Below are 26,174 nucleotides of genomic sequence, written 5' to 3' on the forward strand. Positions count from 1 at the left end.
CGGGGTTCGTCAGCCCGCCGGCCGTCGCGGGGACCGTCAGGACCGCGGCCGGCCGCGACCGGCGACGGCGCGCCTCAGAGCAGCGGCCGGCCGACCATCGAGGCGACCTGCCGGGCGAACTCCTCCAGCCGGGCAATCTGCCCCGCCCCGCCGTCGTCGAGCGTCTTGCCGAACCGCAACGCGTCGTGCCGCGGGCCGATGTGGTGCTCGTCACCCGCACCCGCCTCGTCCAGCGACCGCAGCAGCAGATACACGTCGATGCTGTCGACCTGGATCTTGCCGCCCGGGGTACGCGTCACCCGGCGCCGGCAACCGACCTCGGTGACCGTCGACAGCGGCACGACCCGCAGCGACGACGTCATCGCCCCCGACGGGCCGTCGCCGGGTGGCACGTCCTCGCCGTGCCACAGCACCAGCCGGCTGCCGTCGCAGACCACGACCTCCTGCCACACCCCGTTCACCTCATTGACGAAGCGTTCGAGGGTGAAGCACAGCACCCGGCCGCCCCGCAGCACCCCGCCGAGCGCGTCCATCGCCACGTCGGGGTCACGCAGGTAGGCCCGCGCCGCCGAGTCCAGCTCCTGGTAGGGCGACCAGTCCGGAAACACGGCGGGCAGGTCACCGCCGCCGGACGACGGGTTACTCATCGGTTCCGCTGCGGCTCACGTCGCGGGCTCCCTCCCCGATGTCGGTTTCGGTCGCCGCGGTGGCCCGGGCGGCGGCCCGGCGCAGCGCGTACGCCTCCGCGCCCTTGCTCGGCTTGCGCCGCCGCGGCGGCGCGGTCACCCCGGGGGCGAGCCGGCGCGACGAGACCAGGAACGCGGTGTGCGCGATCATCCGGTGGTCGGGGCGGACGGCGAGCCCGTCGACGTGCCAGTCGCGCACCAGCGACTCCCACGCCCGCGGCTCGGTGAACCCGCCCCGCTCCCGCAACGCCTCGACCAGCTCCGACATCTGCGGCGTGGTCGCCACGTAGCCGATGAACACCCCGCCGGGCACCAGGGCCCGCTCGACCAGGTCGAGCGCCTCCCACGGGGTCAGCATGTCCAGGATGATCCGGTCGAAGCCGACCTGGTCGCAGCCGGCCACGTCACCGACGTGCAGGTGCCACGCCGGATGCGGACCGCCGAAGAACGCCTCGACGTTGCGGCGGGCGATCTGGGCGAAGTCGTCGCGCAGCTCGTACGAGTGGACCTCGCCGGTGGCGCCCACCGCCCGCAGCAGCGAGCAGGTCAGCGCACCGGAACCGGCGCCGGCCTCCAGCACCCGGGCGCCGGGGAAGACGTCACCCATCGCCACGATCTGGGCGGCGTCCTTGGGGTAGATCACCTGCGCGCCGCGCGGCATCGACAGCACGTAGTCCGACAGCAGCGGCCGCAGCGCCAGGTAGGTGGTGCCGCCGGTCGACGTCACCACGCTGCCGTCGGGCAGGCCGATCAGCGCGTCGTGGTCCAGCGCCCCGCGGTGGGTGTGGAACGCCCGGCCCGGCTCCAGCACGATCGTGTGCATGCGGCCCTTGGGGTCGGTGAGCTGCACCCGGTCGCCGGGGCGGAACGGGCCGCGGTGGGCGGGCACCGGCGCCTCGTCGCCGCCGTCGGCGGCCGGTACGGCACGAGGCTCGGTGGTGGTGCCCGCGTTGTGCTGCGTCACGTGACAATCTTCCGTTTCGGTTCGAGGAGCCGCGCCAGATCGGCGACGTGCAGTACGCCGACGACATCTTCGCCTGACGTCACGAGGTACTGCACGGCCGGGTGGGCCTGAACGGTCCGCACGACCCGTTCCCCGTCGAGCCCCAGCGGGATGCGGCGTACGCCGTCCAGGCCGCGGGCCACCGTGTCGACCGACACCCACGGTCGACGCTCGGCCGGCACCGCGTCGGCGGCGGCCGGGTCGACCAGCGCCACCAGCCGCCCCGACGAGTCGGCGACACCGAGCGCCGCCGGCATGCCGTCCTTGACCGCCCCGTCGTTCTCGCCGGCCCGGCGCTGCGCCTCGGCCAGCGGCATCCCGGTCGGTACGGCGAACACCGGCCGGGCCAGCCGGGCCAGGTCGACCAGGGCGAACCGGCGGCTGATCCGGGCGACCCGGATCGACTGCCCGGCCCCCTGCCACAGGGTGAACGCCACCAGCAGCATGAACAGCAGCCCGAACGTCGTCAGCACGCCGGCGGCCGTCAGCCAGACGACGACCGCCGCCGTCGCCAGCGCGACCGCCCGCCCGACCCAACCGGCGACCTCGGTGCCCAGGTGCCGGTCGCGGCTGGCCGCCCACACCGCGGCCCGCAACGCCCGGCCGCCGTCCAGCGGCAGCCCGGGCAGGCTGTTGAAGACCGCGACCAGCAGGTTGCTGACCGCCAACTGGAACGCGAGCTGGTGGACCAGGGTGCCGTTCGGCAGGGCGACGGTGAGCCCGACCGCGGCGAACCCGAGCACGAACGAGACCGCCGGGCCGGCCAGCGACACGTACAGGTCGACGCGCGGGCTGGGCGCGTCACGCTCCATCTCGGTGTAGCCGCCGAGCAGTTCCAGGGTGATCCCGCGCACCCCGATGCCGTACCGGCGGGCGGTCAGCGCGTGGCCCAGCTCGTGCAGCAGCACCGACAGCAGCAGGAAGACGACGAACCCGAACCCGACCGCGTAGCCGGCGAGCGGCGCCAGGTCGAGCCGCTCCCGCACGAACGAGCCGTACAGCACGGTCACCAGGACGGCGAGCAGCAGCATGGAGGCGTTGAGGTGGACCGGCACCCCGAACACCCGGCCGACCGTGAGGCCGGTACGGCGTTCGGCGGGCCGCTGCGGCGACGAGTTGTCCTCCATCAGGTCGATGCTACGGGGACACCGGCACACGGCCCCCGCCACCGTCGTACCCCTCGAATAGCCTTTCGTGCATGACGACGGAGACGGTGCCAGCGGTGGCCGGGACGACAGCGACGACGGTGGACGCGACGGCGGGCCCGGTGCCGCCGGCGCAGCCGTCACTGTCCCCGTCACGGGCGGCCGACTTCAAGACCTGCCCGCTGCTGTTCCGGTTCCGCAGCATCGACCGGCTGCCCGAACGCCCCACCACCGACCAGGCCCGCGGCACCCTGGTGCACGCCGTCCTGGAGCGGCTGTTCGACCTGCCCGCCGACGAGCGCACCCCGGCGGCGGCCGGCGACCTGGTCGCACCCCAGTGGCAGCGGCTGGTCGCCGAACAACCCGACCTCGCCGGCCTGTTCGACCCCGACGACACCGACGGCCAGGCCGCCTTCCTGACCTCGGCCCGCAGCCTGCTCGACGGCTACTTCCGGATCGAGGACCCGCGCCGGCTGGAACCGGCGGAACGCGAGACGTTGATCTCGACCGTGGTCGACGACCAGCTGCTGATCCGCGGCTACGTCGACCGGCTCGACGTGTCCCCCGCCGGCGACCTGCGGGTCGTCGACTACAAGACCGGCGGGGCGCCGCGCGAGGCGTTCGAGGCGCGGGCGCTGTTCCAGCTGAAGTTCTACGCCCTGGTGCTGTGGCGCACCCGCGGGGTCGTGCCCCGGGTGCTGCGCCTGATCTACCTCAAGGACACCGAGGTCTGCGACTACACCCCCGACGCCGACGAGCTGGCCCGCTTCGAGCGGACCCTGCTGGCCCTGTGGCGGGCCATCGAGCAGGCGACCGCCGCCCGCGACTTCCGGCCCAAGCCGAGCCGGCTCTGCGACTGGTGCAGCCACCAGGCGCACTGCCCCAGCTTCGGCGGCACTCCCCCGCCGTTTCCCGAGCATCCGGTCGCCGTTGGCGGCCGGCCCGGCGATCCGGGCACCGCCCTGCCGCCCGGCGCGGACGAGTGAGCATCCTCCGCGAGGAGGAGACCCGGCTCGGCAGCGGTGACGATCGAGACGGCCCCGCCAGCGGATAGCGTCGCGGTCATGACCGCGGCCACCGCACCGAGCGCCGGCCCGCCGGTGCCGCGCCGGTGGCGATCCCGGTCGGCCCGGCGGGCCCTGCCGTACGACCTGCTGTTCGCCGCCGCGGCCGTCGCGGCCGAACTGGTGCTGCGGCTGACCGGCCCGGCCGAGCTGCGCACCACGAGCTGGTGGCTGGCGGTGCCCTGGAGCGTGCTGTCGGCGGCACCCCTCGCGCTGCGCACCGTCGCGGCCTGGCCGGCGATCATCCTGTGCACCCTCACGATGCTCGCCACGATCGCCATCGGATACCAGGCCCTCACCATCGTCATCAGCCTGGTCGTGCTGACCTACCACGGCGCGGCCCGGTTCCGGCTGCGGCCCGCGATCGCCGCCGCCCTGCTGCTGTGGCTGCCGGTACTGGTGACCAACCTGGTCGTCACGCCACCCGACCGGGTCGACGTCAACGGCGTCTACCTGACACTGAACAACGTCCTCGTCGTGCTGGTGGCGTTCTTCGTCGGCCGCACCGTGCACGGCCGGCAGACCCGGCACCGGGCACTGGAGGAACGCGCCCGCGCCGCCGAGGAGAACCAGCGGTCACTGGCCGAGCAGGCGGTCACCGACGAACGGCGGCGCATCGCCCGCGAACTGCACGACGTCGTCGCCCACCACGTCAGCGTGATGGGCGTGCTCGCCACCGGGGCACGACGGATGCTGCGCCGCGACCCGGACACCGCCGACGAGGCGCTGGGCACGATCGAGGAGACCAGCCGTACGACGCTGCGCGAGATGCGCCGCCTGCTCGACGTGCTGCGTACCGACGAGCCGGTCGCCGACCTCAGCCCGCAGCCGGGCCTGGCCGGCATCGAGACCCTGCTCGAACAGGTACGCGACGCCGGCCTGCCGGTGGCGCTGCGGGTCGACGGGGCGCCGGCGCCGCTCGATCCCGGGGTCGCGTTGACGATCTTCCGGATCGTCCAGGAGGCGCTGACCAACACGCTCAAGCACGCCGGCGCCGCGACCGCCCAGGTCCGGCTGAGCTTCGGCATCGACTGGCTCGTCGTCGAGGTCTTCGACACCGGCCGCGGGCCGTCGCTGACCCCGGCCCGGCTCGGGCACGGCCTGGTCGGGATGCGCGAACGGGTCGCCCTGTACGGCGGCTCGCTACGCACCGGCCCCCGGCCCGGCGGCGGCTTCCGGGTGTACGCGAAGATCCCGATGGAGCATCTGGGCGCACCGACCAGCGAGGGGGCACCGTGACCGAGCGGAGCGAGGGAACAGGCGGGCTCAGTCGCAGTCACGCGACCGCCGAGCGCAGCGGGGTGGACGCGTGACCGAGCGGAGCGAGGGAACGGGCGGTACGGCCGAGCGGCCGGTGCGGATCCTGCTCGTCGACGACCAGCCGCTGCTGCGTACCGGCTTCCGGATGGTGCTCGGAGCCGAGGACGACCTCGACATCGTCGGCGAGGCGGGCGACGGCGTCGAGGCCGTCGACCTGGCCCGCCGGCTGCTGCCCGACGTGGTCCTGATGGACATCCGGATGCCGAGGATGGACGGCGTCGCCGCGACCCGCGCCATCGTCGACGCGCGCCTGCCCGTACGGGTGCTCATCCTGACCACCTTCGACCTCGACGAGTACGTCGTCGGCGCCCTCCGGGCCGGGGCGAGCGGCTTCCTGGCCAAGGACGTGCCCGCCGACGACCTGGTCACCGCGATCCGCACCGTCGCCGCCGGCGAGGCCGTCGTCGCACCCCGCATCCTCAAGCGCCTGCTCGACCAGTTCGCCGACACCCTGCCCGACCCGTCGGCGGCACCGCCCCGGGGCCTTGACGTGCTGACCGAACGCGAACGCGAGGTCCTGATCCACGTGGCCCGCGGACTGTCCAACGCGGAGATCGCCCGCGCGCTGACGGTCAGCGAGACGACGATCAAGACACATGTCGGGCACGTACTCACCAAGCTCGGCCTGCGCGACCGGGTGCAGGCGGTCGTCATGGCGTACGAGACGGGCCTGGTCCGCCCCGGCGCCTGACCCCGTCCGGCGCGGCCTGGCCCGGGCCGGCGGACGACGACCCGACCCCGGCCGGCGGACACCTCCCCGACCCCGACCGGCGGACACCTCGAGGAGGAGCCGGCATCGCCCGCCGTACTCCGCGGGTCGTAGCCGGACACCACGACCGACGTACCGCAGGACCGTTCGCGCGCACGACGGCACCGCCGCCGGCGGGCAATAGCGTGTTTCCAACGGCTCTCAGGGGCAACCCTGAGCACCGCTCGGGGCCGACCCGCACCGAGAAATCCGCGACCGGTCCGCCCCAGGTCGGACGTACCGGCCGCCGGCCGCCCCGAGGATGGAAGCTGCCGGCCGGACCGACGGTCCGGCCGGTCCAGAGCATTCGACGGCCGCGCCACACGAACGTGACGATGGAGGAGCAATGACGCCGACCGACCCCCGCCGCCCCCAGGTGGCAGCCCGGGCGAGCGACGTATGGAGGGTGTACGGAACCGGTGAGGCCCAGGTCGTCGCGCTGCGCGGGGTGACCGCCGAGTTCGAGCGTGGTGCCTTCACCGCCATCATGGGCCCGTCCGGATCAGGCAAGTCGACCCTGATGCACTGCCTCGCCGGACTCGACACCGTCACCCGTGGCGAGGTCTTCGTCGGCGACACCAAGGTCACCGGCCTCAACGACAGCGGCCTCACCAAGCTGCGCCGCGACAAGATCGGCTTCATCTTCCAGCAGTTCAACCTGCTGCCGACACTCAGCGCCCAGGAGAACATCCTGCTGCCGCTGTCGATCGCCGGCCGCAAGCCCGACCCGGCCTGGTACGACACCGTGATCGACACCGTCGGCCTGCGCGACCGCCTCAGCCACCGCCCCGCCCAGCTCTCCGGCGGGCAGCAGCAGCGGGTCGCCTGCGCCCGCGCCCTCGTCGCCCGGCCCGAGGTCATCTTCGCCGACGAACCCACCGGAAACCTCGACTCCCGCGCCGGTGCGGAGGTCCTCAACTTCCTGCGCAACTCCGTACGCGAACACGGCCAGACGATCGTCATGGTCACCCACGACCCGGTCGCCGCCTCGCACGCCGACCGCGTCGTCTTCCTCGCCGACGGACAACTCGTCTCCGAACTGTTCGACCCGACCCCGGAAACCGTGCTCGACACCATGAAGCGCCTGGACGTGCTCGTCGAGGCGGCCCGCTGATGCTGCGCGCGACCCTGAAGAGCCTGCTCGCCCGCAAGGTGCGGCTGGTCCTCTCCGGCCTGGCCGTGGTGCTGGGCGTGATGTTCGTGTCGGGGGCGTTCGTGCTCACCGACACCCTGGGCCGCTCATTCGACTCGGTGTTCGCCGACGCGTACGCCGGCGTCGACGTCAACGTCGCCGGCAAGCCCAAGGTCTCCGCCGGCGAGTTCGGCGGCGAAGCCGTCACGCCGCCGCTGCCCGCCGCCACCGTCGAGCAGGTCCGCGCCGTATCCGGCGTCGCCGGGGCCACCGGCGTCGTCGCCGCCGACGGCGCCCGCCTCATCGGCGCCAACGGCAAGGTCGTCGCCTCGTTCGGGCCGCCGCAGCTCGGCGAGAACTGGCTCGGCGAGAACGACCTGGTGAAACTGCGCGAGGGGCGCGGCCCGCAGGCCGACGACGAGATCGTCGTCAACGCCGGGCTCGCCGAGGCCGGCAAGGTCGCCGTCGGCGACCGGGTCGGCGTACTCACCCTCGAACCCCGCCGCGACTTCACCGTCGTCGGCGTCTTCGAATACAGCGGCGGCCGGAACAGCATCGGCGGCGCGCACGAGATCTTCTTCACCGAACCCGTCGCCCAGCAGCTCATGCTCGGCGAGACCGGCGTCTACAACAGCATCACCGTCACCACCGCCGACGGCGTCACCGCCCAGGAGCTGCGGGACCGGCTCGCCGCCACCCTCGGCGCCGACTACGACGTCAAGACCGGCGAACAGCTCTCCGCCGACAGCGCCGCCGGTCTCAAGGAGGGTCTGTCGTTCTTCAACCAGATCCTGCTCGGCTTCGCCGGCATCGCCCTGCTGGTCGGCACGTTCCTGATCCTCAACACCTTCTCGATCATCGTGGCGCAGCGGACCCGGGAACTCGCCCTGATGCGCGCCATCGGGGCCAGCGGCCGGCAGGTCATCCGGTCCGTACTGGTCGAGGCCGTGGTCGTCGGTCTGATCGCGTCGGTCCTCGGCCTCGCCGCCGGCGTCGGCGTCGGCGCCCTGCTGGCGTACGTCGCCGGCCAGTTCATCGGCGGCCTCACCCTGGCCAGCATCGCCGTACCGGCCAGCGCCGTCATCAGCTCCTTCGCCGTCGGCATCCTGATCACCGTCGTCGCCGCCCTGCTCCCGGCGCTACGGGCCGCCCGGATCCCACCGATCGCCGCGATGCAGGACGTCGCCACCCCGGACCGGCCGCTGACCCGGATCACCGTCGCCGGAGCCGTCGTCACCGCCATCGGCGCCGCCCTGCTGGCGCTCGGCCTCACCGGCAACGCCGGCGGCAACACCCTGGCCGCCGTCTTCGGCGGAGTCCTCGCCTCGTTCGTCGGCGTCGCCCTGCTGACCCCGGTCGTCAGCCGGCCGGTGGTGTCCCTGCTCGGCCGGCTCTTCGCCTGGTCGGTGCCGGGCAAGCTCGGCCGGCTCAACTCCGGCCGCAACCCGCGCCGGACCGCCATCACCGCCGCCGCCCTGATGATCGGCATCGCGCTCGTCACCGGCGTCACCGTCATCCTCGACTCGGCCAAGACCAGCCTCTCCGCCCAGGCCGAGGAGACCATCAACGCCGAACTGGTCGTGTCGGGGATCCAGACCGGTCCCCGCCCGCCGAGCTTCGACCCGGCGGTCGTCGACCAGGCCGCCGCCCTGCCCGGGGTCGCCGGCGTCGTGGGCCTCTACAACGACGCCGCCCTGGTCGACGGCGAACAGACCTGGGTCATCGCCGCCACCGACATGGCCGTGGCGCGCGACATCTACACCGCCACGCCGGACTCCGGCACCCTGGACACGCTGCGCCCCGACCAGGTCGTGCTCAGCACTCCCACCGCCACCGAACGCGGCCTGTCGGTCGGCGACCAGATCACCGTGCAACTGTCGCGCGGCGAACCGCACACCTACACCGTCTCCGCGATCGTCCCGCAGGACCGGCTGCCCGGCTCGATCGTGCTGCCCCGCGAGGCGGCGGCCGACTTCGCGATCCCGCAGCCGATCATGGCGTTCGTACGCCTCGACGAGGGCACCTCGGTCGAATCGGTCCAGCCGGCGCTGGAGGCCCTCGTCGCCGACAGCCCCGAGGTGGCGGTCGCCGACCGCAGCTCCTTCATCGCGCAGCAGGCCAGCCAGTTCGACGTCATCCTCCAGATGATCCAGATCCTGCTGGCGCTGGCCATCGTGATCGCGGTGCTCGGCATCGTCAACACGCTCGCCCTGTCCATGCTGGAACGTACCCGGGAACTGGGCCTGCTGCGGGCGATCGGCCTGCGCCGACCGCAACTGGTCCGCATGGTCACCGTCGAGGCCGTCGTCATCTCGGTCTTCGGGGCGCTGCTCGGCGTCGTCGTCGGTCTCGGCCTGGGCTCGGCCGTCACGTACGCCCTGCGCGACGAGGGCATCACCGACCTGGTGCTGCCGTGGGGTCAGATGGCGCTGTTCCTGGCCCTGGCAGCGGTCATCGGCGTGATCGCGGCCGCGCTGCCGGCCCTGCGGGCGGCCCGGATCAACGTGCTGGGCGCGATCGCCCACGACTGATCCGGCACGGACTCTCCCGAGGCACGGCGGGGGTCGGGAGGGCGGGGCGGCGTTCCGGGGGGACGCCGCCCCGCGTCGTGCCGGGCGCCGGTCGACGCGGCCGGCCGTGTGGGGTCGGCCGCGCGGAGGCCGGCCGCGCGGGGTCAGCTGGGCAGTTCCAGCGGGGTCAGCAGGCTGGTCAGCAGGTCCAGGTCCGCCGCGGTCAGCGTCTCCAGCAGGCGTACGCCGAGCGCCGGGTCCAGCGGCGCCTCGCCCCGTACGGCCAGCACCGCCGCACCGGCGGCGAGCGCGCTGGCCACCCCGCTCGGCGAGTCCTCGATCGCCACACAGCGGTCCACCGGCACGCCGAGCATCCGCGCCGCGGTCACGTAGGGCTCCGGGTCGGGCTTGGCGGCGCCGACCTCGTCACCGCAGACCACCACGTCGAAGCTGTCCCGCCCCAGCGTGTCGAGCGCCACCTCGACCAACTGCCGGGCGGTGGAGGTGACCAGGGCGGTCGGGATCCCGGCGGCGCGTACGGCCCGCAGGAGGGCCAGGGCGCCGGGCCGCCACTCCAGCCCGCCGACGAACAGTTCGGCGACCCGCCGGTGCAGGAACGCGATCCCCTCGGCCGGGTCGCGCCAGGGCTGGCCGAGGTCGTCGTGCAGGATCCGCATCGAGGTCGCCATCGCGCTGCCGACCATCGCCATCCGGGCCTGCGGCGACAGCACCCCGCCGTACTCGGTCGCCAGCTCGGTCATCGCCGCGTCCCACAGCTTCTCGCTGTCGACGAGGGTGCCGTCCATGTCGAACAGGACGGCGGCGACGCTCTTCGTGGTCACGACGGGTCTCTCCTCCGGGCCGGGTGCGGTCCAGTGTCGCCCGTACCGGCCGGTGGCCGCCCGGTCCCGCCGGCCGGCGTGACCGGCCTCACCCGCGCCGCGACGCCCGTCGGACGCCTGCGGGCGACGCCGACCGGGCGTCGACGCCGGTGGCACGGCCAACCGTCCAGGGGCCGGGACCAGCGGTCCGGTGGTCGGGACGGCGCGGCCGTCGGGCCGCGCGCCGGTGTGGGACGTAGGCTGACGGTTGTGCGGGACGAAAGGTGCGCTCAGTGACCGGGCCGGACGTGACGGACCGGGAGCGGGCCACCGTCCGGCTCCGACCGACGATCGAACGCAGCAAGGAGATGCCGTGAGCGAGTTCGATGGGCTGCCGGTGCTGCGGTCGCCCGTGGCGATCGCGGCCTTCGAGGGCTGGAACGACGCCGCCGACGCCTCGACGGCGGCGGTCGAGCACCTCGAACAGGTGTGGCAGGCGCGCCAGGTGACCGAACTGGACCCGGAGGACTTCTACGACTTCCAGGTCAGCCGCCCGACGATCGTACGGCCCGAGGGTGAGAATCCCCGCGTGGAGTGGCCGACGACCCGGTTCATGGTCGCCAGCCCGGAGGGCACCGACCGCGACGTGGTGCTGATCCGCGGGATCGAGCCGAGCATGCGCTGGCGGACGTTCTGCGAGCAGGTGCTCGAGGTCTGCCACAGCCTGGAGGTCAACCGGGTGGTGCTGCTCGGCGCGCTGCTGGCCGACGTGCCGTACACCCGGCCACTGCCGATCAGTGGCAGCGCGTCGGACAAGGACGTGGCCGAGCGGTTCCAACTCGTGCCGACCCGCTACGACGGGCCGACCGGGATCGTCGGGGTGCTCCAGGACGCGTGCAACCGGGCCGAGGTCGACGCGATGACGTTCTGGGTCCACGTGCCGCACTACGCCAACAACCCGCCGTGCCCGAAGGCGACGCTGGCGCTGTTGCACCGGGTCGAGGACGTCCTCGACCTGCCCGTGCCGATGGCCGACCTGGCGGAGGAGGCGGCCGAGTGGGAGCAGCGGGTCCGCACCGCCGCCGAGCAGGACGCCGAGTTGGGCGAGTACGTCCGCGAGTTGGAGGAGCGGGTCGGTGACGCGGGCATCCAGCCGCTGACCGGCGACGAGATCGCGCAGGAGTTCGAGAAATACCTGCGTCGGCGGGGTGGTTCCGCCGGTCCGACGGCCGGATCGTGGTGATTCGCAGGGAGTAACTGTCAGATAGCTGACAGTTCCCGTCACCATACGCATCGAAGTGTTCACATGTCCGTATGATCACTCCGACTCCCCTGATGCGGCTCGTGACCGGTTTCTGGAGTTTCAAGACGTTCGCGACCGCGGTCGAACTCGACCTGTTCACCCGGCTCGCGGACGGCCGGACCGTCACGGTGCAGGAGATAGCCGACGAGCTGGGCATCGCCGAACGCCCCGCCGACCTGCTGCTCACCGCCTGCGCGTCACTCGACCTGCTGGAACGTGCCGGCGACGGTTACCGCAACACGCAACTGGCCGAGGAGTTCCTGGTCGTCGGGCGGCCCTACTACTTCGGCGGGCAGGTCCGCTACTGCAACGAGCGGACCTACCTGCCCTGGCACCGGGTCGACCAGGCACTGCGGGACAACAAGCCGGTCACCTGGGACCCGCAGGCACAGGAGTCGCTGTTCACCACCGCCGACCCGGTCATGCTCGAACTGTTCTGGGAAGCCATGTACTCCACGTCCCGGTTCACCGCCCGGGCCCTGGCCGAGGCGTACGACTTCAGCCCGTACCAGGCACTGCTCGACGTCGGCGGCGGATCCGGCGCCTTCCCGATCGAACTGTGCGGCCGGCACCCGAAGCTGCGCGCGACCATCCTCGACCTGCCGCACGTGTGCACCCTCGCCGACGCCCAGATCGCCGACGCGCGCCTGACCGACAACATCACCACGGTCGCCGGCGACTTCCTCACCGACGCGCCGCTACCCGCCGGACACGACGTGATCCTGCTGAGCATGATCCTGCACGACTGGGACGAGGCCACCAACCTGGCCATCCTCGGCCGCTGCTTCGACGCCCTGCCGTCCGGCGGCGCCGTGGTGATTTGCGAACTGCTGCTCAACGACGACCGCACCGGGCCGGCGGACGCCGCCCTGATGGGCATGAACATGCTGGTGGAGACCGAGGGCGGCCGGAACTACTCCGGCGCGGAATACCGCGACTGGCTGGCCCGGACCGGCTTCACCGACATCCGCGTCGTCCCCTTCGACGCCCCCGGCGCCAACGGCGCCGTCGTCGGCCGGCGCCCCTGACCGGGGCCGTACACGTGGTGGTCCAGGCGGGCACCTCTGCCGGGCCGCGCCCGCCCGGACGCTGGAATTTTGTCAATCGAACATTTCACACCGGGCCGACGATCGGCCCGTGGCCGAATCGCGGGTGACGATACTTGACCTGTCGCATTCACGATTGACGACCCGGTTTCGGTCTGCCGCCCACAGTTCAGCGTCAGCCCTCCCGGGGCCGCCTCTCCCCCGGGACCATCGTGGTGCGGATCGTCCCGTCGGCCCGGACCGGTGGTCGCCGGCGTCCCGCCGCCGTGCCGGTGCGCGGTACGCCCTCGCAGGTCGCCCGCCCGACAAGGAGACGTTGATCTGGGCGGGAGAGACCTTACCCGGGATGGGTAAGGTCTCTCCCGCCCAGATCAACAACAACGGCTGGCCGCAGTCCCGGTAGAACCGCCGATGATCGGTCTCGTTGCCACGATCACCTGGGACAGGCCGGGGGTCCGACGTCGATGCCCCTACACATCTGCGCGCAATGACCGGGTGCGGGCCGCGAACGTAGAACGTTTGTCGCCACCGGGGCGACAAGGAACGTACTACCGCCGCTCGGCGTGTCGGGTGGGACGCCACACACCCCGTAGGGCATCCTAGGAACCTAGTTGCCCCTCCCGACCGGACGGACGATGCCATGTCGATCAACCCGGGTGCCGCGTCGATCAATCCCGGCGCCGCCGAGTTCCCCCACCGGCAGATATCGGCCCACCTGCGGGCCCAGATCAGGCGCGGCGACTGGGCGCCCGGCGAGCGACTACCGTCGATCCCGGCCATCGCCGAGACGTTCGGGGTCGCCAAGCAGACCGTCCAGCGCGCCATCGACCAGCTCCGGGTCGAAGGCATCCTGATCACCAAACCCGGCTCGGGGACGTACGTCCGCGGCACCCGGCGCCGGCTCAACCGCCTCTCCCGGGGCCGCTACGGCGGGCACCGCGGCTACCACGCCGACCTGGCGGCCCGCTACCGGCAGCAGCTCACCGAGGTCGGCCGGGCCCCCGCCCCGCCCGAGGTCGCCGACGCGTTCGGCGTCGGCGACGGCACCGAACTGCTCGTCCGGCGGCACATCGTGCGTACCGACGACGTGCCGGTCGAGGTCGGCGCGTCCTGGTTCCGGCCGGACGACGCCAACGGCACCTCACTGGAGCGCAGGGAGGCGTTCGGCCGCCCGCTCTACCAGGAGGCCGAGGAGGAGATCGGCCGGCGGTACGCCTCGGCCACCGACCAGATCACCGCCCGGCAGCCGAGCCGGGAGGAGGCCGAACTCCTCCAGATCCGGCCCGACACACCCGTCCTGCACCTGCTGCACGTCGCGTACGACGCGAACCGGCGGCCGATCGAGGTGGCCCAGGCGACCTGGCCGGGCCCGATGACCACCCTCACCGAGCAGTACGCCATCCCCGGCCCGGCCGCCGACCCGGATCCGGACCCCGGCCTGGTCCTCGGCTGACCCGGCCGCGCCGGCACCGCCACCCGGCGCGCACCGCGCCTTCCCCGCGCCCGGGCCGGCCGGGTGGCCCCACCGGCCGGGCGTGGATCAGAGCCGGATGCCGAGCAGCGCGTCCACGGTCGTGGCCATCAGTGCCGGGGCGGCCGGGTCCGCGCCGGTTCCGGCGAGCGTCGCGTCGGCCCACGCGTCGACCACGGCCAGCGCGCCCGGCGTGTCGAGGTCGTCGGCGAGCCGGGCGCGTACGGCGGCCAGCAGCTCGGCACCGGACGGCCCGGCCGGCGCCGCGGCGGCCCGCCGCCACCGGTCCAGCCGCTCGACGGCGACCTTGAGCGAGTCGTCGGTCCACTGCCGGTCGCTGCGGTAGTGGTCGGCGATCAGGCCCAGCCGCAGCGCCATCGGGTCGACCCGGTCGGCCCGCAGCCGGGACACGAAGACCAGGTTGCCCTTCGACTTCGACATCTTCTCGCCGTCCAGGCCGATCATGCCGGCGTGTACGTAGTGGCCGGCGAACGGTGACCGGCCGGTGAGCCGCTCGGCGTGCGCGGCCGAACACTCGTGGTGCGGGAAGATCAGGTCGTTGCCGCCGCCCTGGACGTCGACGGTGTCGCCGAGCAGGCCCAGCGCGATCACCGCGCACTCGATGTGCCATCCGGGCCGGCCGGGGCCGAGCCCGTCGCCGGGCCAGGCCGGCTCGTCGGGGCGGGCCCCGCGCCACAGCAGCGGGTCGAGCCGGTTGCGCTTGCCGGCCCGGTCGGGGTCGCCGCCGCGCTCGGCGAAGAGTTCGAGCATCTCCTCGCGGGAGAGGTTGGACTCGTAGCCGAATTCGGGGGCGGCCGAGATGTCGAAGTAGATGTCGCCGGTGCCGTCCTCGAGGCGGTAGGCGGACCCGTCGGCGAGCAGGACCGCGACCTTCTCCACGATCCTCGGGATCGACTCGACGGCGCCGACGTAGTGGGCCGGCGGGATCATCCGCAGCGCCTCCATGTCCTCGCGGAACAGGGCGGTCTCGCGCATCGCCAGCACGATCCAGTCCTCGCCGTCGCGGGTGGCGCGTTCCAGCAGCGGGTCGTCGATGTCGGTGACGTTCTGCACGTAGCGGACCTCGTGGCCGGCGTCGCGCCACATCCGCTGCACCAGGTCAAAGGTGATCATGGTGGCGGCGTGGCCGAGATGCGTCGCGTCGTACGGGGTGATTCCGCAGACGTACATGGTGGCGGCGCCGGTGGGGCGGGTCGGGAAGACCCCCCGGCGCGCCGAGTCGAACAACGCGAGCGGCTGCGCCGGCCCCGGCAGCCGCGGCACCTCGTGCCCCGTCCAAGAGTCCATGACCGCAAGCGTAACCAGCCCGACACCCCGCCGTTTCCCGGGCGGATGATCAAGCCGTCGGGATGCTCACATCGGCGGCCAGGGCACCGCCGGCCAGTCCTGCGGCGGCGGCGGAAACCGTCCGGTGTCCCGCAGCCGGCGTACCCGCTCGGCCGACCGGGCCACCTCGGAGATTGTCAGGTGCTCGGCGAGGTCGTCGGCGAGCTGCCCGGCGAGGGCCGTGGCGAGGCCGTCGAGCATCTCGGCCGCCTCGGCCGGCAGCCGCCGTCCGCTCCACCCCCACAGCACCGTACGCAGCTTGTCCTCGACGTGGAACGAGATCCCGTGGTCGACTCCGTAGATCCGCCCGTCCGGCCCGGCCAGGATGTGCCCGCCCTTGCGGTCGGCGTTGTTGATGACCGCGTCGAGCACGGCGAGCCGGGCCAGCCGCGGGTCGTCGGCGTGCGCCAGCGCGTAGGCGTTGCCCTCGTCGTCGCGGGCGGCGGCGACCCGGAACCAGTCCGCCGGCAGCTCGAAGGTGGGCACGAAGCCGACCGGCGGGCTGCCGTCGGCCGGCTCGTCGATCCACAGCTGGCAGGCGCCCGGGCCGAGCGGGCCGTCCCGCAGCACCGTCGGCGGCACCAGGCCCCAGCCGGTGGCCCGGGAGACCAGGTAGGCGGCGACCTCGCGGCCGGCCAGGGTGCCGTCCGGGAAGTCCCACAGCGGCCGCTCGCCCCGGATCGGCTTGTAGACGCACCGGGCGGTGACGCCGTCGAGGGTCACGAAGCCGCGCAGGGTGGTGTTGGAGGCGTCGACCAGCCGGCCCTCCAGCTCGAACGCGCCGGCGCGCAGCAGCGGCAGCGCGTCGGCCTCGGCGAGCACCGCCGGGCCACCGGCCCCGGTGGTGCCGCGGGCCGGCGCGGGACCTCCGGACTGCGCACCGGCGCCGGACGGGACGGTTCCACCGGGCGCCGGGTCGGCCGCCGGCCGGGGCTCGCACAGCGCCGGCGGCTCGGCGCCCGGCGCGGCGCGGGTCTCAGGTTCGGCGGAACCCGTCGATTCGGCGGACATGCCCGGAACTCAGCGGTGGTAGCCGTTGTGCCGCGGGCACAGGTGGCCCTGCGGGTCGAGCGGCTGCCCGCACAGCGGGCACGGCGGCCGGCCGGCCGACAGCACCCGCCGGGCCCGGTCGATGAACTCCCGGGCCGCCTGCGGGCTCAGCCGGACCCGGAGCCGGTCGAGGTCGTCGTCGGGTTCGTCGTCGATGTCGTCGTCGTCCGCGTCGTCGGGCAGGTCGAGGCCGACCTCCGACTCACCGGCGGCGATCGCCTCGATCACCACGGTGGCGCTGTCGACGTCGAACGCCAGGCCGAGGGTGCCGACCCGGAACTCCTCGTCGACCGGATTGTCCAGCGGCTCGTTGTCCGACGGTCCGGCCGGGGCGTCGGGCAACTCGACGCCGAACCGGCGGTGGGCCTCGGTCAGCAGCTCTTCGAGCTTCTCGGCGAGCAGGGAAACCTGCACCTTCTCCAGCGCGACGCTGACCAGCCGGCCACCGCCTCGAGCCTGTAGGAAGAACGTGCGGTCCCCCGGCTCGCCCACGGTCCCCGCGACGAACCGCTCCGGCGGCTCGAAGGCATGCACCTGGTGCGTCATGCCTGAAACCCTATCCGGCGCGGTGGGGCGCCGCGCGGCGCACCGGCCCGGCGGCGACGGCGGGCCGCCCCGGCCCGGTCCGGACCGGCCGGTCCGGGGGTGATCGCCCAGCTCACGACGTACCTTCGGCGGCGGTGACGGCACCGCCCGCGCCCGCGCCGCCGCCGACCGCGGCGTCCGACTCGGCGGCCCGCGACCGGCGCCCACGGCGCCGCTTCGGCGGCACCAGCCCGGCCAGTCCCACCCCGGTGTCGTTGAGCCGGAGCAGGAAGGGCCGGGTCGGGGTGTAACGGATCACGGTCACCGACGCCGGATCGACCACGATCCGCTGGAACAGGTCGAGGTGCATGCCGAGCGCGTCCGCGACGATGGACTTGATCACGTCGCCGTGGCTGCAGGCCAGCCAGACCGCCTCCGGGCCGTGCTCGGCGGTGACCCGGGCGTCGAGCCCGCGTACGGCGGCGACCGAGCGGGCCGCCATCGCCGCCATCGCCTCGCCGTTGGGGAAGACCGCCGCGCTCGGGTGCTGCTGGACGACCGGCCACAGTGGATCCTTGGCCAGCTTCTTCAGCGGCTGCCCCTCCCAGTCGCCGTAGCCGCACTCGGTCAGCCCGTCGTCGGTGACCGCCGCCACACCGGGCAGCGCCAGGTCGAGGGTCTGCCGGCAGCGGATCAGCGGGCTGGTCACCACGGCGGAGAACGGCAGGCCGCGCAGCCGCTCACCGACCGCCACCGCCTGGGCCCGGCCCGTCTCGTCGAGTTCGACCGGCAGCCGCCCGGCCAGCCCGCCGTCGGCGTTCGCGGTGGTGCGGCCGTGCCGCAGGAGCAGGAGGGTCGCCACGATCGACAGCCTAGCCAGAAGCCCGGCCGACCCGCTGCCGGCCGGGCGCCGGGCCGGTGCCGCGGCCGGGTGCGGCCGATCGCCGTACCCGGTGCGCGCCGCCGGCCCGGGTGGCCGTCAGGTGGCGGAGATCGTGCCGGTGGTCAGCAGCACCAGCACCAGGCTGCCCAGCGCCACCCGGTAGAGCACGAAGACGTACAGGGTGTGGTGGGCGACGAAACGCAGCAGCCAGGCGATCGCGGCGTAGCCGACCGCGAAGGCGAGCACGGTGGCCACCACCATCTGCGCCGGGGACGGGATCAGCCCCTCGCCGCTGGTGTCGAAGACGTCCGGCAGGCTGAACACCCCGGACATCACCACCGCCGGGATGGCGAGCAGGAACGAGTAGCGGGCCGCCGCCTCCCGACTCAGGTTGAGGAACAGGCCGGCGGTCAGCGTCGCCCCGGACCGGGAGACACCCGGGATCAGCGCCAGCGCCTGGGCGAAGCCCATGACCACGCCGTCGCGCATCTTGAAGTGCTCCAGGGTCCGGTGCTTACGGCCCCAGTACTCGGCGAACGCGAGCACGAACGCGAAGGCGATGAGCACGATCGCGACCACGTACAGGTTGCGGGCCACGCCGCGGATCTGGTCCTTGAACAGGAACCCGAGGATGCCGATCGGGATCGAGCCGACGATGACGTACCAGCCCATCCGGTAGTCCAGGCTCGGCCGTACCGACTTGTCCCAGATGCCGACGACCCAGGTACGGCTGATCCGCCAGATGTCCTTGGCGAAATAGAGCAGGACCGCCGCCTCGGTGCCGAGCTGGGTCACCGCGGTGAACGAGGCACCGGCGTCCTCCTCGAAGAAGATCGCCGACGTGATCCGCAGGTGTCCCGACGAACTCACCGGCAGGAACTCGGTGAGGCCCTGGACGATGCCCAGGACGATCGCCTCAAGCCAGCTCACGCCACACCCTCGCTCCGCTCGGTGGCCACGGACCCGCGACCACGCCCACCGATTCCCCCGACCGGCACGCTCATTCGCCCACCCCGGCGAGTTCCAGCGCCTCGGCGGCGGTGCGCAGGGTGGCGACCCCGGCCTCCGGGTCGGCGACGAACAGCGACACCGACAGCGTCGTCACCCCGGCCGCGGCGAACTCGCGCATCCGGTCGGCGATCCGCTCCTTCGGCCCGATCAGCGACGTCCGGTCGATGAACTCGCGGGGAACGGCCGCCGCCGCGTCCCGGTGCCGCCGGTCGAGGTAGAGGTCCTGCACCTCGCGGGCCGCGTCGCCGTAGCCCATCCGGACCGCGAGGTCGTTGTAGAAGTTCTGCTTCCGGCTGCCCATCCCGCCGACGTACAGCGCGGCGTACCAGCGGACCAGGTCGGCGCAGGCGTCGACGTCGTCGCCGACGACCAGCGGCACGCTCGGCACCACGTCGAACCCGGCCAGGTCGGTGCCGGCGGTCGCCCGTCCGGCGCGTACGGCGGCGAGCTGCTCGCCGGCGAACTCGGGCGCGAAGAAGACGGCGAGCCAGCCGTCGGCGATCTCGCCGGCGAGTTCGAGGTTCTTCGGGCCGACCGCGGCGAGGTAGATCGGGATGTGCTCGCGCGGCGGGTGGAAGCCCAGCCGCAGCGCCTTGCCGGGGCCGTCGGGCAGCGGCAGCCGGTAGTGCTCGCCGGCGTACTCGACCTGCTTGCGGGCCACCGCCAGCCTGACGATGTCGACGTACTCGCGGGTGCGGGCCAGCGGCTTGGCGAACCGTACGCCGTGCCAGCCCTCGGAGACCTGCGGGCCGGAGACGCCGAGCCCGAGGTGGAACCGGCCGCCGGAGATCGCGTCGAGGGTGGTGGCGGTCATCGCGGTCGCCGCCGGGGTCCGGGCCGGGATCTGCATCACGGCCGAGCCGAGCCCGATGCGTTCGGTCTGCCCGGCCAGCCAGGCCAGCGTGCTGGGCGAGTCCGAGCCGTACGCCTCGGCCGCCCACACCACCGAGTAGCCGAGCCGGTCGGCCTCGCGCGCCAGCGCCAGGTGGTGCGCGGGTGTGCTCCACGCGGTCTGGTATCCGAGGTTGAGCCCGAGTCGCACGCAATCCTCCCCGTTTCGCGGCGGTACGACGCGACGCCCCGACGGGACGCCCGGCCGCGCGCACAAGTCGCATCAGAGTACGCAACCGGGACGGGTCGACCGCCCACCGGTCACCGGTCCGTCCCGGGCGTGGCGTACCGCCGGGTATGCGACGCAAGCAAGGATGTTGGTGACGCGATGTTCTGAATAAAGTTCAACCATGCAACAGCGACCGCTCGGCCGAAGCGGGCTGGCGGTTTCGCGGCTCGCGCTCGGCACCATGACCTGGGGTCGGGACACCGACGCCGACGACGCGGCCGCCCAGTTGAAGAGTTATCTGGAGGTTGGCGGCAATCTGGTCGACACCGCCGACGTCTACGGCGACGGCGACGCCGAGTCGGTGATCGGGTCGCTGCTCGACGCCCTGGTGCCCCGTGACGAGCTGCTCATCGCCACGAAGGCCGGCCTGCGGCCGGGCACCGGGCGGCGGCGCGACGGGTCGCGGGGGCACCTGCTGCGTACCCTCGACGCGTCGCTGCGCCGGCTCGGCACCGACCACGTCGACCTGTGGCAGATCCACGGCTACGACCCGGACACGCCGCTGGAGGAGACCCTCGCGGCGATGGACCACGCGGTGGCCAGCGGCCGGGTGCGCTACGTCGGGGTGTCGAACTTCTCCGGCTGGCAGACGGCGCGGGCCGCGACCTGGCAGGCGGCGTTCCCGGGCCGGGCGCCGGTGGTCGCCGCGCAGATGGAGTACTCGCTGCTCGAACGCGGCATCGAGCGCGAGGTGCTGCCCGCCTGCGCCGAACTCGGGCTCGGCGTGCTGCCCTGGTCGCCGCTCGGGCGCGGGGTGCTGACCGGCAAGTACCGGCACGGGCGGCCGGCCGACTCGCGGGCCGCGTCGGCACACCTGGAACGGTTCGTCGCCACCTACCTGGAGCCGCGCTGCTCCAGCATCGTCGAGGCGGTGGCCACCGCCGCCGGCGGTCTCGGCGTCTCGCCGGCCGAGGTGGCGCTGGCCTGGGTACGCGACCGGCCCGGGGTGGTGGCGCCGATCCTGGGCGCCCGGACCGTCGGCCAACTGCTCGGCGCGTTGCAGGTGGAGCAGATGACGCTGCCGGTGGAGATCGCGGCGGCGCTCGACGACGTGTCGGCGGTCCCGGTCGGCTATCCCGAGCGCGACGGCTGACCGTCCGGACCGGGCCCGCGCTGGCGCGCGGGCCCGCCGTTTTCCGTCGCCGAGCCCACAGTCGCGGGACTGGTCAGCGGCAACGGCGGTCGGCAGGATGGAACACATGGACTACGAATACGCGCCGCTGCGGTTACCGCCGAATGTCGACCGGGTGACCGCCGCGGCGCAGCTGGCGATCCAGGCCGAGTATTCCGGTTGGGAACTGGCCCGGGTGCGACTCTTCCGGGACGGCACGCGGCAGGTGGTGCTGCGTCGCCGCGTGGTCAACAAGTCGCAACCGGGCCTGTCCTACTGACATCCCCCGTTCGGGGCGCCGGGCTAGCGGCCGGGCCGGGCCGCCGGGTGGTCGTGCGGGTGGTCGTGGTCATGGTCGAGTTCGTCGGAGAGCATCGGGTGCTCGTCGAGCCGGCCGACCAGCACGTCGGTGGGCCCCTCCTGGAAGAGCTGCGAGCTGTCGTCGTCGCTGAACGACTCCACGTCCAGCGGCGCGTCGATCTCGCTGACCAGCACGACCCCGTCGAGCGGCTCCAACTCGGGCACGTCGAGCCCGGCGAGCGAACCGTCACCGCTCTGCAGCAGCTCCAGCACCGCCTCGCCGACGTTCTCCACCGGCTCCGGCTCCACGTCGTCGGGGGTACCGGCCCGGCGGGCCGCGTCGGCGACCCGCAGCAGGGCGGCGGTGCTCGGCACCCGGTAGTCGCGGCGCTGGCGTACCGACACGACACGGGGGTGCGGGTCGGTCGCCTCGGCGCCGCCCGCCCCGCCGGCCGCGAAGCGCTCGTCGACCTCGTCCGGGTCGATCAGGTCGACGTCCCAGGGCGTCACCTCGCCGAACGCGTCGAGCAGCAGCTCGTCGTAGGCGTAGGAGGCGTTGTTGAGGGCGACGTACGCCTGCCAGACGTTGTCGTCGTCGATGCGCCCCTGGGCGGCCTTGACGGCGGCGAGATGGCCCCGGGCGGCCTCGACAACCCGTTCCAGGGCGGAGTCGAGCTCCGCGTACTGGTCGGTCATGGTGTTGACTGTCCCTTCGAGTGGGTTTACGCGGGTGGGCGGAATTTGAGCGGGTGGGCGGAATCAGCTTGCCCGCAGGAACCGGTCGAGCACCCGCACGCCGAACTGTAGTCCGTCGACCGGTACCCGCTCGTCGATGCCGTGGAAGAGCGCCGAGAAGTTCAGATCGGCCGGCAGGCGCAGCGGCGCGAAGCCGAAGCAACGGATCCCGAGCCGGGTGAACGCCTTGGCGTCGGTGCCGCCGGAGAGCATGTACGGCACCGCCCGCGCGCCCGGGTCCTCGGCGCGCAGGGCGGCGGCCATGGCGTCGACCAGCGCACCGTCGAACGTGGTCTCCAGTGCCGGCTGCCGCTGGATGTGCTCGATCTCCAGGTCGGGGCCGATCACCTCGCGCAACTGGGCCAGGAACTCGTCGGCGTCGCCGGGCAGGGTGCGGCAGTCGATGGTGGCGGTGGCCCGGCCGGGGATCACGTTGTCCTTGTAGCCGGCCTCGAGCCGGGTCGGGTTGGCGGTGTGCCGGACCGTCGCGCCGATGATGTTGGCGATCGGGCCGAGCTTGGCGATCGCGGTCTCCGGGTCGTCGGGGTCCAGCTCGATGCCGAGCGCCGCCGAGACCTCCTCCAGGAAGGCCCGTACGGTCGGGGTGACCACCAGCGGGAAACGGTGCCGGCCGACCCGGGACACCGCCTCGGCCAGCGCGGTCACCGCGTTGTCGTCGTGGATCATCGAGCCGTGGCCGGGCCGGCCGCGGGCGTGCAGGCGCAGCCACTCGATGCCCTTCTCGGCGGTCTCGACCAGATAGAGGCGCAGGTTGTCGTTGACGGTGTAGGAGAAGCCGCCGACCTCGCCGACCGCCTCGGTGCAGCCCTCGAACAGCTCCGGGTGCCGCTCGACGAGGAAGTGCGCGCCGAGGTCGCTGCCGGCCTCCTCGTCGGCGGTGAACGCGAGCACGATGTCGCGGGGCGGGCGTACGCCGGTGCGCTGCCAGTCACGGACCACCGCGAGCGTCATCGCGTCGAAGTCCTTCATGTCGATCGCGCCGCGACCCCACACGTAGCCGTCGTGGACCTCGCCGGAGAACGGGTGCACCGACCACTCGTCGGGGTCGGCCGGCACCACGTCGAGGTGGCCGTGCACGAGCAGGGCGTCGCGTCCGGGGTCGGCGCCGGGGATCCGGGCGACGACGTTGGTCCGGCCGGGTTCGGTCTCCAGGATGGTGGGTTCGACGCCGACCTCGGCGAGCTTGCCGGCGACGTACTCGGCGGCGGCCCGCTCCCCCGCGCTGGTCCGGGTGTCGCCGGTGTTGGTGCTGTCGATGCGCAACAGGTCACGGCACAGCTCGACGACCTCGTCGGTCGGTGCGGGATGGCGGAGGGTCATGCGCTCTTCTTACCAGTCGGGGGGTGCCGCCGTCGCCGCCGGGATCACGGGGGCGGGTCGGGTCGGCGCCCGCGCCGGCCCCGGTCCGGGCGCTGTCCGGGCCGGGGTTTCGGTGGTCGCGGGCGGGGGTATCGCGGGGCCGTCATCGGCCGGCACCGCCGGCCGACCGAACCCGGGAGGGTACGCATGACCGAGCAACGCGAGGTGGGGGCATGACCCTGCCGCCGCTGCCGCACACGGGCGACGACGCGGCGCACGACCCGGGTGGCCGCAGCATCGTCGAGGTGCTCACCGAGGAACACGACCGGATCACCGCGCTGTGCCGCGAGCTCGCCGGCAGCACGGTGTCGTCCACGGGTGCGACGCACCGGCGGCGTGACCTGGTCGAGGTGCTGACCGCCACGCTGAGCCGGCACCTGTCGGCGGAGGAGCAGTACCTGTATCCAAGGCTGCGGGCCGCGTTCGGCGACGGCGACCAGCTCGCCGGGCGCGAGGTCGCGGCCGACGTCGAACTGCTGGAGGCGCTGCGGGCGCTGGAGGGCGCCGCCGACGACGACCCGAGGTTCGCGGAACTGACCGGTGACGTGGCCGCCCGGCTCGACCGGCACGTCCGCGCCGCCGACAGCATGCTGTTCCCCAGGCTGTTCGAGGTGTCCACGATGGAGGACCTGATCAGGCTGGGCAACCGGGTCGAGATCGCCGAGGAGGCCGCGCCGACCCGGCCGCACCCGGGCGCCCCGCACACCCCGCCGTGGAACAAGGTCGTCGAGCCGGCGCTCGGGGTGGTGGACAAGGTGCGGGACGCGGCGGGTGGCCGGACGACGTACCCGGAGGACCTGACCTAGGCCGCTCCACGGGGGGCCGGGATGTCACCCGAACGGGTGGCAATCCGACAGAATTTTTTCGTGGCCGTCGGACACCCCGGAGGATCCACTGACGCGCGGTGACCGCGCCGGACGGTATCCACAAAAGCTGCCGTGTTACACCCTCCGGCGCGAAATATTCATCACTGTCACACGATACCGGCTGGACGTTTTCGACCAGGCCCGCCGCGAGGCCATCACCGTACGTAGCCCACACCCCACGTTGCGATGCTCCATGGTGTCCGTTCGGTTACTTTTCACTTTTCGTTCGGGGGATCTTTCATTGGCCGAAGGTCTTCCCGTCGATCCCATGAAGGTCCTACCGTCACGATATGAACCTGGAGCTGCGTCACCTGAAGGTGGTCTGCGCCATCGCGGAGACGGGCAGCGTCACGAAGGCCGCCTCCATGCTCGGGCTGGCGCAGCCGGCCCTCACCGCACAACTGCAACGCATCGAACGGACGCTCGGCGGGCCACTGTTCGAACGCGACCGTCGTGGCGCCCGCCCGACCGCCCTCGGCGAACTGGTGCTCGCCCGCGCCCGGGTACTGCTGCCCGCCATGAAGGGACTGCAGGACGAGGCCGCCCGGCTCGCCGGCACCGGCACCGCCATGAGCTACCGGTTCGGCGGGGCCAACAGTCCGATCCTCGGCGGGCTCGTACACCGGCTCGCCGCCGACCAGCCGCACGCCCAACTCAGCACCTACGCCTCCTGGTACGTCGACGAACTCGCGCAGATGGTCCTCGGCGGACGGTTGGACTACGTGCTGGCCGGCGTCTGCGGCGACGCGACACCGTCCGCCGAGTACGCCCTGACCTGGCGGGCGGTCGCCATCGACCCCATCTTCGTCATGCTGCCCGAGGCCCACCCGCTCGCCACCGCCGCCGAGGTCCCGCTCGACGCCCTGGCCGACGAGCAGTGGGTGGCCGCACCCGGCGACGGCTGTTTCGGCGAGTGCTTCGCCACCGCCTGCGCCCGCGCCGGATTCACCCCCCGCAAGATCTACGAGACCGACATCCGGGCCTGCATCGACCTCGTCGACGCCGGCGAGGCGGTGGCCCTGTGCCAGGCCACCTACCGGGCGGTCAGTGGCCTGGTGGTCCGGCCGCTGGCCGGCGCCCCGCTGCGCTGGCGGCTGCTGCTCGGCTGGCACCCCGACGCGCCCGCGGCCCGGATCGCCGACCAGGTGTTCGGGCATGCCATGAACGCCTACAGCGATTCACTGGACCGCAACACCCTCTACCGCACGTGGTTGCGGCAGAACCCGACGTTCGGCGTACAGCAGATGGCGGCCGCCTGACCCGTCCCGCCCGGCGACCGGCGCCCCGGCCCGGGGGCGCCGCCCCGGCATGGTCGCGGGCCCGGCCGGACGCCGTCCGCGTCGTCTCGCCGCACGTCGTCTCGCCGCACGTCACCTCGCGGCGCACCGCCGCGCCTCGCCCACCTCGCGCCGGCGCCGGGCGCCGCCCCTGTCGCGGGTCGGGACCCCTTCCGTGATCGGCGATGGTATGAGCCAGGTGATATATACCCACGCCGATTAACCACCGTTAAGTTGACGGTGCCCGTAGATCGAATTCTATCGACCGGGCGGCCGTCCACCCCCACGGCCGCCCACCGGGACGGCCGTACCCCGACGGC

The 26,174-nt window shown here is 73.1% G+C and carries 24 protein-coding genes; 12 read left to right on the forward strand and 12 right to left on the reverse strand.

From position 1 onward, the window contains the following. Nucleotides 1-74: 74 nt before the first annotated feature. The 3 genes from AB0M79_RS26935 to AB0M79_RS26945 form a co-directional block, all read right to left on the reverse strand. Nucleotides 75-647 carry a hypothetical protein gene (locus AB0M79_RS26935; protein ID WP_357541460.1) on the reverse strand — a complete coding sequence of 191 codons (573 nt, stop codon included), beginning with the start codon at nt 645-647 and terminating at the stop codon, nt 75-77. Further along, nucleotides 640-1,575 (reverse strand): tRNA (adenine-N1)-methyltransferase, encoded by a 936-nt coding sequence (locus AB0M79_RS26940; protein ID WP_364218718.1) that lies wholly within the window; start codon nt 1,573-1,575, stop codon nt 640-642. The genes AB0M79_RS26935 and AB0M79_RS26940 overlap by 8 nt, the downstream gene beginning before the upstream one ends. A gap of 71 nt (nt 1,576-1,646) precedes the next feature. After that, nucleotides 1,647-2,753 (reverse strand): site-2 protease family protein, encoded by a 1,107-nt coding sequence (locus tag AB0M79_RS26945; RefSeq protein WP_364218720.1) that lies wholly within the window; start codon nt 2,751-2,753, stop codon nt 1,647-1,649. A gap of 134 nt (nt 2,754-2,887) precedes the next feature. Here AB0M79_RS26945 and AB0M79_RS26950 point away from each other — a divergent pair, with 134 nt between their 5' ends. The 5 genes from AB0M79_RS26950 (at nt 2,888) to AB0M79_RS26970 (ending at nt 9,629) form a co-directional block, all read left to right on the forward strand. Beyond that, entirely contained in the window at nt 2,888-3,820 is a 933-nt protein-coding gene (locus AB0M79_RS26950; RefSeq protein WP_364218574.1) for a RecB family exonuclease, read from the forward strand. A gap of 78 nt (nt 3,821-3,898) precedes the next feature. Beyond that, nucleotides 3,899-5,137 carry a sensor histidine kinase gene (locus AB0M79_RS26955; protein ID WP_364218577.1) on the forward strand — a complete coding sequence of 413 codons (1,239 nt, stop codon included), beginning with the start codon at nt 3,899-3,901 and terminating at the stop codon, nt 5,135-5,137. 70 nt (nt 5,138-5,207) lie between these two features. Next, nucleotides 5,208-5,909, forward strand: a complete 702-nt coding sequence (locus AB0M79_RS26960) for a response regulator transcription factor (RefSeq protein ID WP_357541454.1) — start codon at nt 5,208-5,210, stop codon at nt 5,907-5,909. Nucleotides 5,910-6,312: 403 nt separating this feature from the next. After that, nucleotides 6,313-7,080 carry an ABC transporter ATP-binding protein gene (locus AB0M79_RS26965; RefSeq protein WP_212819350.1) on the forward strand — a complete coding sequence of 256 codons (768 nt, stop codon included), beginning with the start codon at nt 6,313-6,315 and terminating at the stop codon, nt 7,078-7,080. Continuing rightward, the gene (locus tag AB0M79_RS26970) at nt 7,080-9,629 is read left to right on the forward strand and encodes an FtsX-like permease family protein (protein WP_364218580.1); all 2,550 of its coding nucleotides are present in this window, start codon (nt 7,080-7,082) and stop codon (nt 9,627-9,629) included. The genes AB0M79_RS26965 and AB0M79_RS26970 overlap by 1 nt, the downstream gene beginning before the upstream one ends. A 143-nt stretch (nt 9,630-9,772) precedes the next feature. On the opposite strand, the gene AB0M79_RS26975 is transcribed toward AB0M79_RS26970, so the two are convergent. Continuing rightward, nucleotides 9,773-10,450 (reverse strand): HAD family phosphatase, encoded by a 678-nt coding sequence (locus AB0M79_RS26975; protein ID WP_364218582.1) that lies wholly within the window; start codon nt 10,448-10,450, stop codon nt 9,773-9,775. A 352-nt stretch (nt 10,451-10,802) separates the two neighbouring features. On the opposite strand from AB0M79_RS26975, the gene AB0M79_RS26980 reads away from it, so the two are divergent. The 3 genes from AB0M79_RS26980 to AB0M79_RS26990 all read left to right on the forward strand — a co-directional run bounded on the left by AB0M79_RS26980 (nt 10,803) and on the right by AB0M79_RS26990 (nt 14,231). Further along, complete coding sequence (locus AB0M79_RS26980) at nt 10,803-11,672, forward strand: PAC2 family protein (protein WP_212819354.1); 870 nt, start codon at nt 10,803-10,805, stop codon at nt 11,670-11,672. Nucleotides 11,673-11,743: 71 nt separating this feature from the next. After that, entirely contained in the window at nt 11,744-12,760 is a 1,017-nt protein-coding gene (locus tag AB0M79_RS26985; RefSeq protein WP_364218584.1) for a methyltransferase, read from the forward strand. A gap of 658 nt (nt 12,761-13,418) precedes the next feature. Next, on the forward strand, nt 13,419-14,231 hold the full coding sequence (locus AB0M79_RS26990) for a GntR family transcriptional regulator (RefSeq protein WP_364218586.1): 813 nt from the start codon (nt 13,419-13,421) through the stop codon (nt 14,229-14,231). A gap of 87 nt (nt 14,232-14,318) precedes the next feature. Here AB0M79_RS26990 and mshC read toward each other — a convergent pair whose 3' ends face one another. The 6 genes from mshC to AB0M79_RS27020 all read right to left on the reverse strand — a co-directional run bounded on the left by mshC (nt 14,319) and on the right by AB0M79_RS27020 (nt 20,107). Continuing rightward, nucleotides 14,319-15,557, reverse strand: coding sequence for a cysteine--1-D-myo-inosityl 2-amino-2-deoxy-alpha-D-glucopyranoside ligase (gene mshC, locus AB0M79_RS26995; protein WP_364218588.1), 1,239 nt, complete (start codon nt 15,555-15,557; stop codon nt 14,319-14,321). 66 nt (nt 15,558-15,623) lie between these two features. Next, nucleotides 15,624-16,607: an SCO1664 family protein gene (locus AB0M79_RS27000; protein ID WP_364218590.1), complete on the reverse strand. Its 984-nt coding sequence runs from the start codon at nt 16,605-16,607 to the stop codon at nt 15,624-15,626. A gap of 9 nt (nt 16,608-16,616) precedes the next feature. Beyond that, the gene (locus AB0M79_RS27005) at nt 16,617-17,192 is read right to left on the reverse strand and encodes a DUF3090 domain-containing protein (RefSeq protein ID WP_357543615.1); all 576 of its coding nucleotides are present in this window, start codon (nt 17,190-17,192) and stop codon (nt 16,617-16,619) included. Between the two features lie 112 nt (nt 17,193-17,304). Beyond that, complete coding sequence (locus AB0M79_RS27010) at nt 17,305-18,042, reverse strand: histidine phosphatase family protein (protein WP_364218722.1); 738 nt, start codon at nt 18,040-18,042, stop codon at nt 17,305-17,307. A gap of 108 nt (nt 18,043-18,150) precedes the next feature. Beyond that, nucleotides 18,151-18,984, reverse strand: coding sequence for an undecaprenyl-diphosphate phosphatase (locus tag AB0M79_RS27015; protein WP_364218593.1), 834 nt, complete (start codon nt 18,982-18,984; stop codon nt 18,151-18,153). A 70-nt stretch (nt 18,985-19,054) separates the two neighbouring features. After that, a complete protein-coding gene (locus tag AB0M79_RS27020) occupies nt 19,055-20,107 on the reverse strand; it encodes an LLM class F420-dependent oxidoreductase (RefSeq protein ID WP_364218596.1) in 1,053 nt (350 codons plus the stop codon). A 199-nt stretch (nt 20,108-20,306) separates the two neighbouring features. On the opposite strand from AB0M79_RS27020, the gene AB0M79_RS27025 reads away from it, so the two are divergent. Both AB0M79_RS27025 and AB0M79_RS27030 read left to right on the forward strand, forming a co-directional pair. Beyond that, nucleotides 20,307-21,278 (forward strand): aldo/keto reductase, encoded by a 972-nt coding sequence (locus tag AB0M79_RS27025; RefSeq protein ID WP_357543609.1) that lies wholly within the window; start codon nt 20,307-20,309, stop codon nt 21,276-21,278. Nucleotides 21,279-21,384: 106 nt separating this feature from the next. Next, nucleotides 21,385-21,576 (forward strand): DUF5703 family protein, encoded by a 192-nt coding sequence (locus AB0M79_RS27030; protein ID WP_212819372.1) that lies wholly within the window; start codon nt 21,385-21,387, stop codon nt 21,574-21,576. 23 nt (nt 21,577-21,599) lie between these two features. Here AB0M79_RS27030 and AB0M79_RS27035 read toward each other — a convergent pair whose 3' ends face one another. Both AB0M79_RS27035 and AB0M79_RS27040 read right to left on the reverse strand, forming a co-directional pair. Continuing rightward, the gene (locus AB0M79_RS27035; RefSeq protein ID WP_357543607.1) at nt 21,600-22,292 is read right to left on the reverse strand and encodes a hypothetical protein; all 693 of its coding nucleotides are present in this window, start codon (nt 22,290-22,292) and stop codon (nt 21,600-21,602) included. Between the two features lie 63 nt (nt 22,293-22,355). Beyond that, nucleotides 22,356-23,672: a M20/M25/M40 family metallo-hydrolase gene (locus AB0M79_RS27040; RefSeq protein ID WP_364218599.1), complete on the reverse strand. Its 1,317-nt coding sequence runs from the start codon at nt 23,670-23,672 to the stop codon at nt 22,356-22,358. 212 nt (nt 23,673-23,884) lie between these two features. Between AB0M79_RS27040 and AB0M79_RS27045 the strand changes: the two genes are divergently transcribed. Beyond that, on the forward strand, nt 23,885-24,517 hold the full coding sequence (locus AB0M79_RS27045; protein WP_364218601.1) for a hemerythrin domain-containing protein: 633 nt from the start codon (nt 23,885-23,887) through the stop codon (nt 24,515-24,517). Between the two features lie 350 nt (nt 24,518-24,867). Beyond that, the gene (locus tag AB0M79_RS27050; protein ID WP_357543601.1) at nt 24,868-25,836 is read left to right on the forward strand and encodes a LysR family transcriptional regulator; all 969 of its coding nucleotides are present in this window, start codon (nt 24,868-24,870) and stop codon (nt 25,834-25,836) included. The last annotated feature ends 338 nt before the right edge of the window (nt 25,837-26,174 follow it).

The organism is Polymorphospora sp. NPDC051019 (assembly GCF_040683055.1).
GTDB classification, from domain to species: Bacteria; Actinomycetota; Actinomycetes; order Mycobacteriales; family Micromonosporaceae; genus Polymorphospora; species Polymorphospora lycopeni.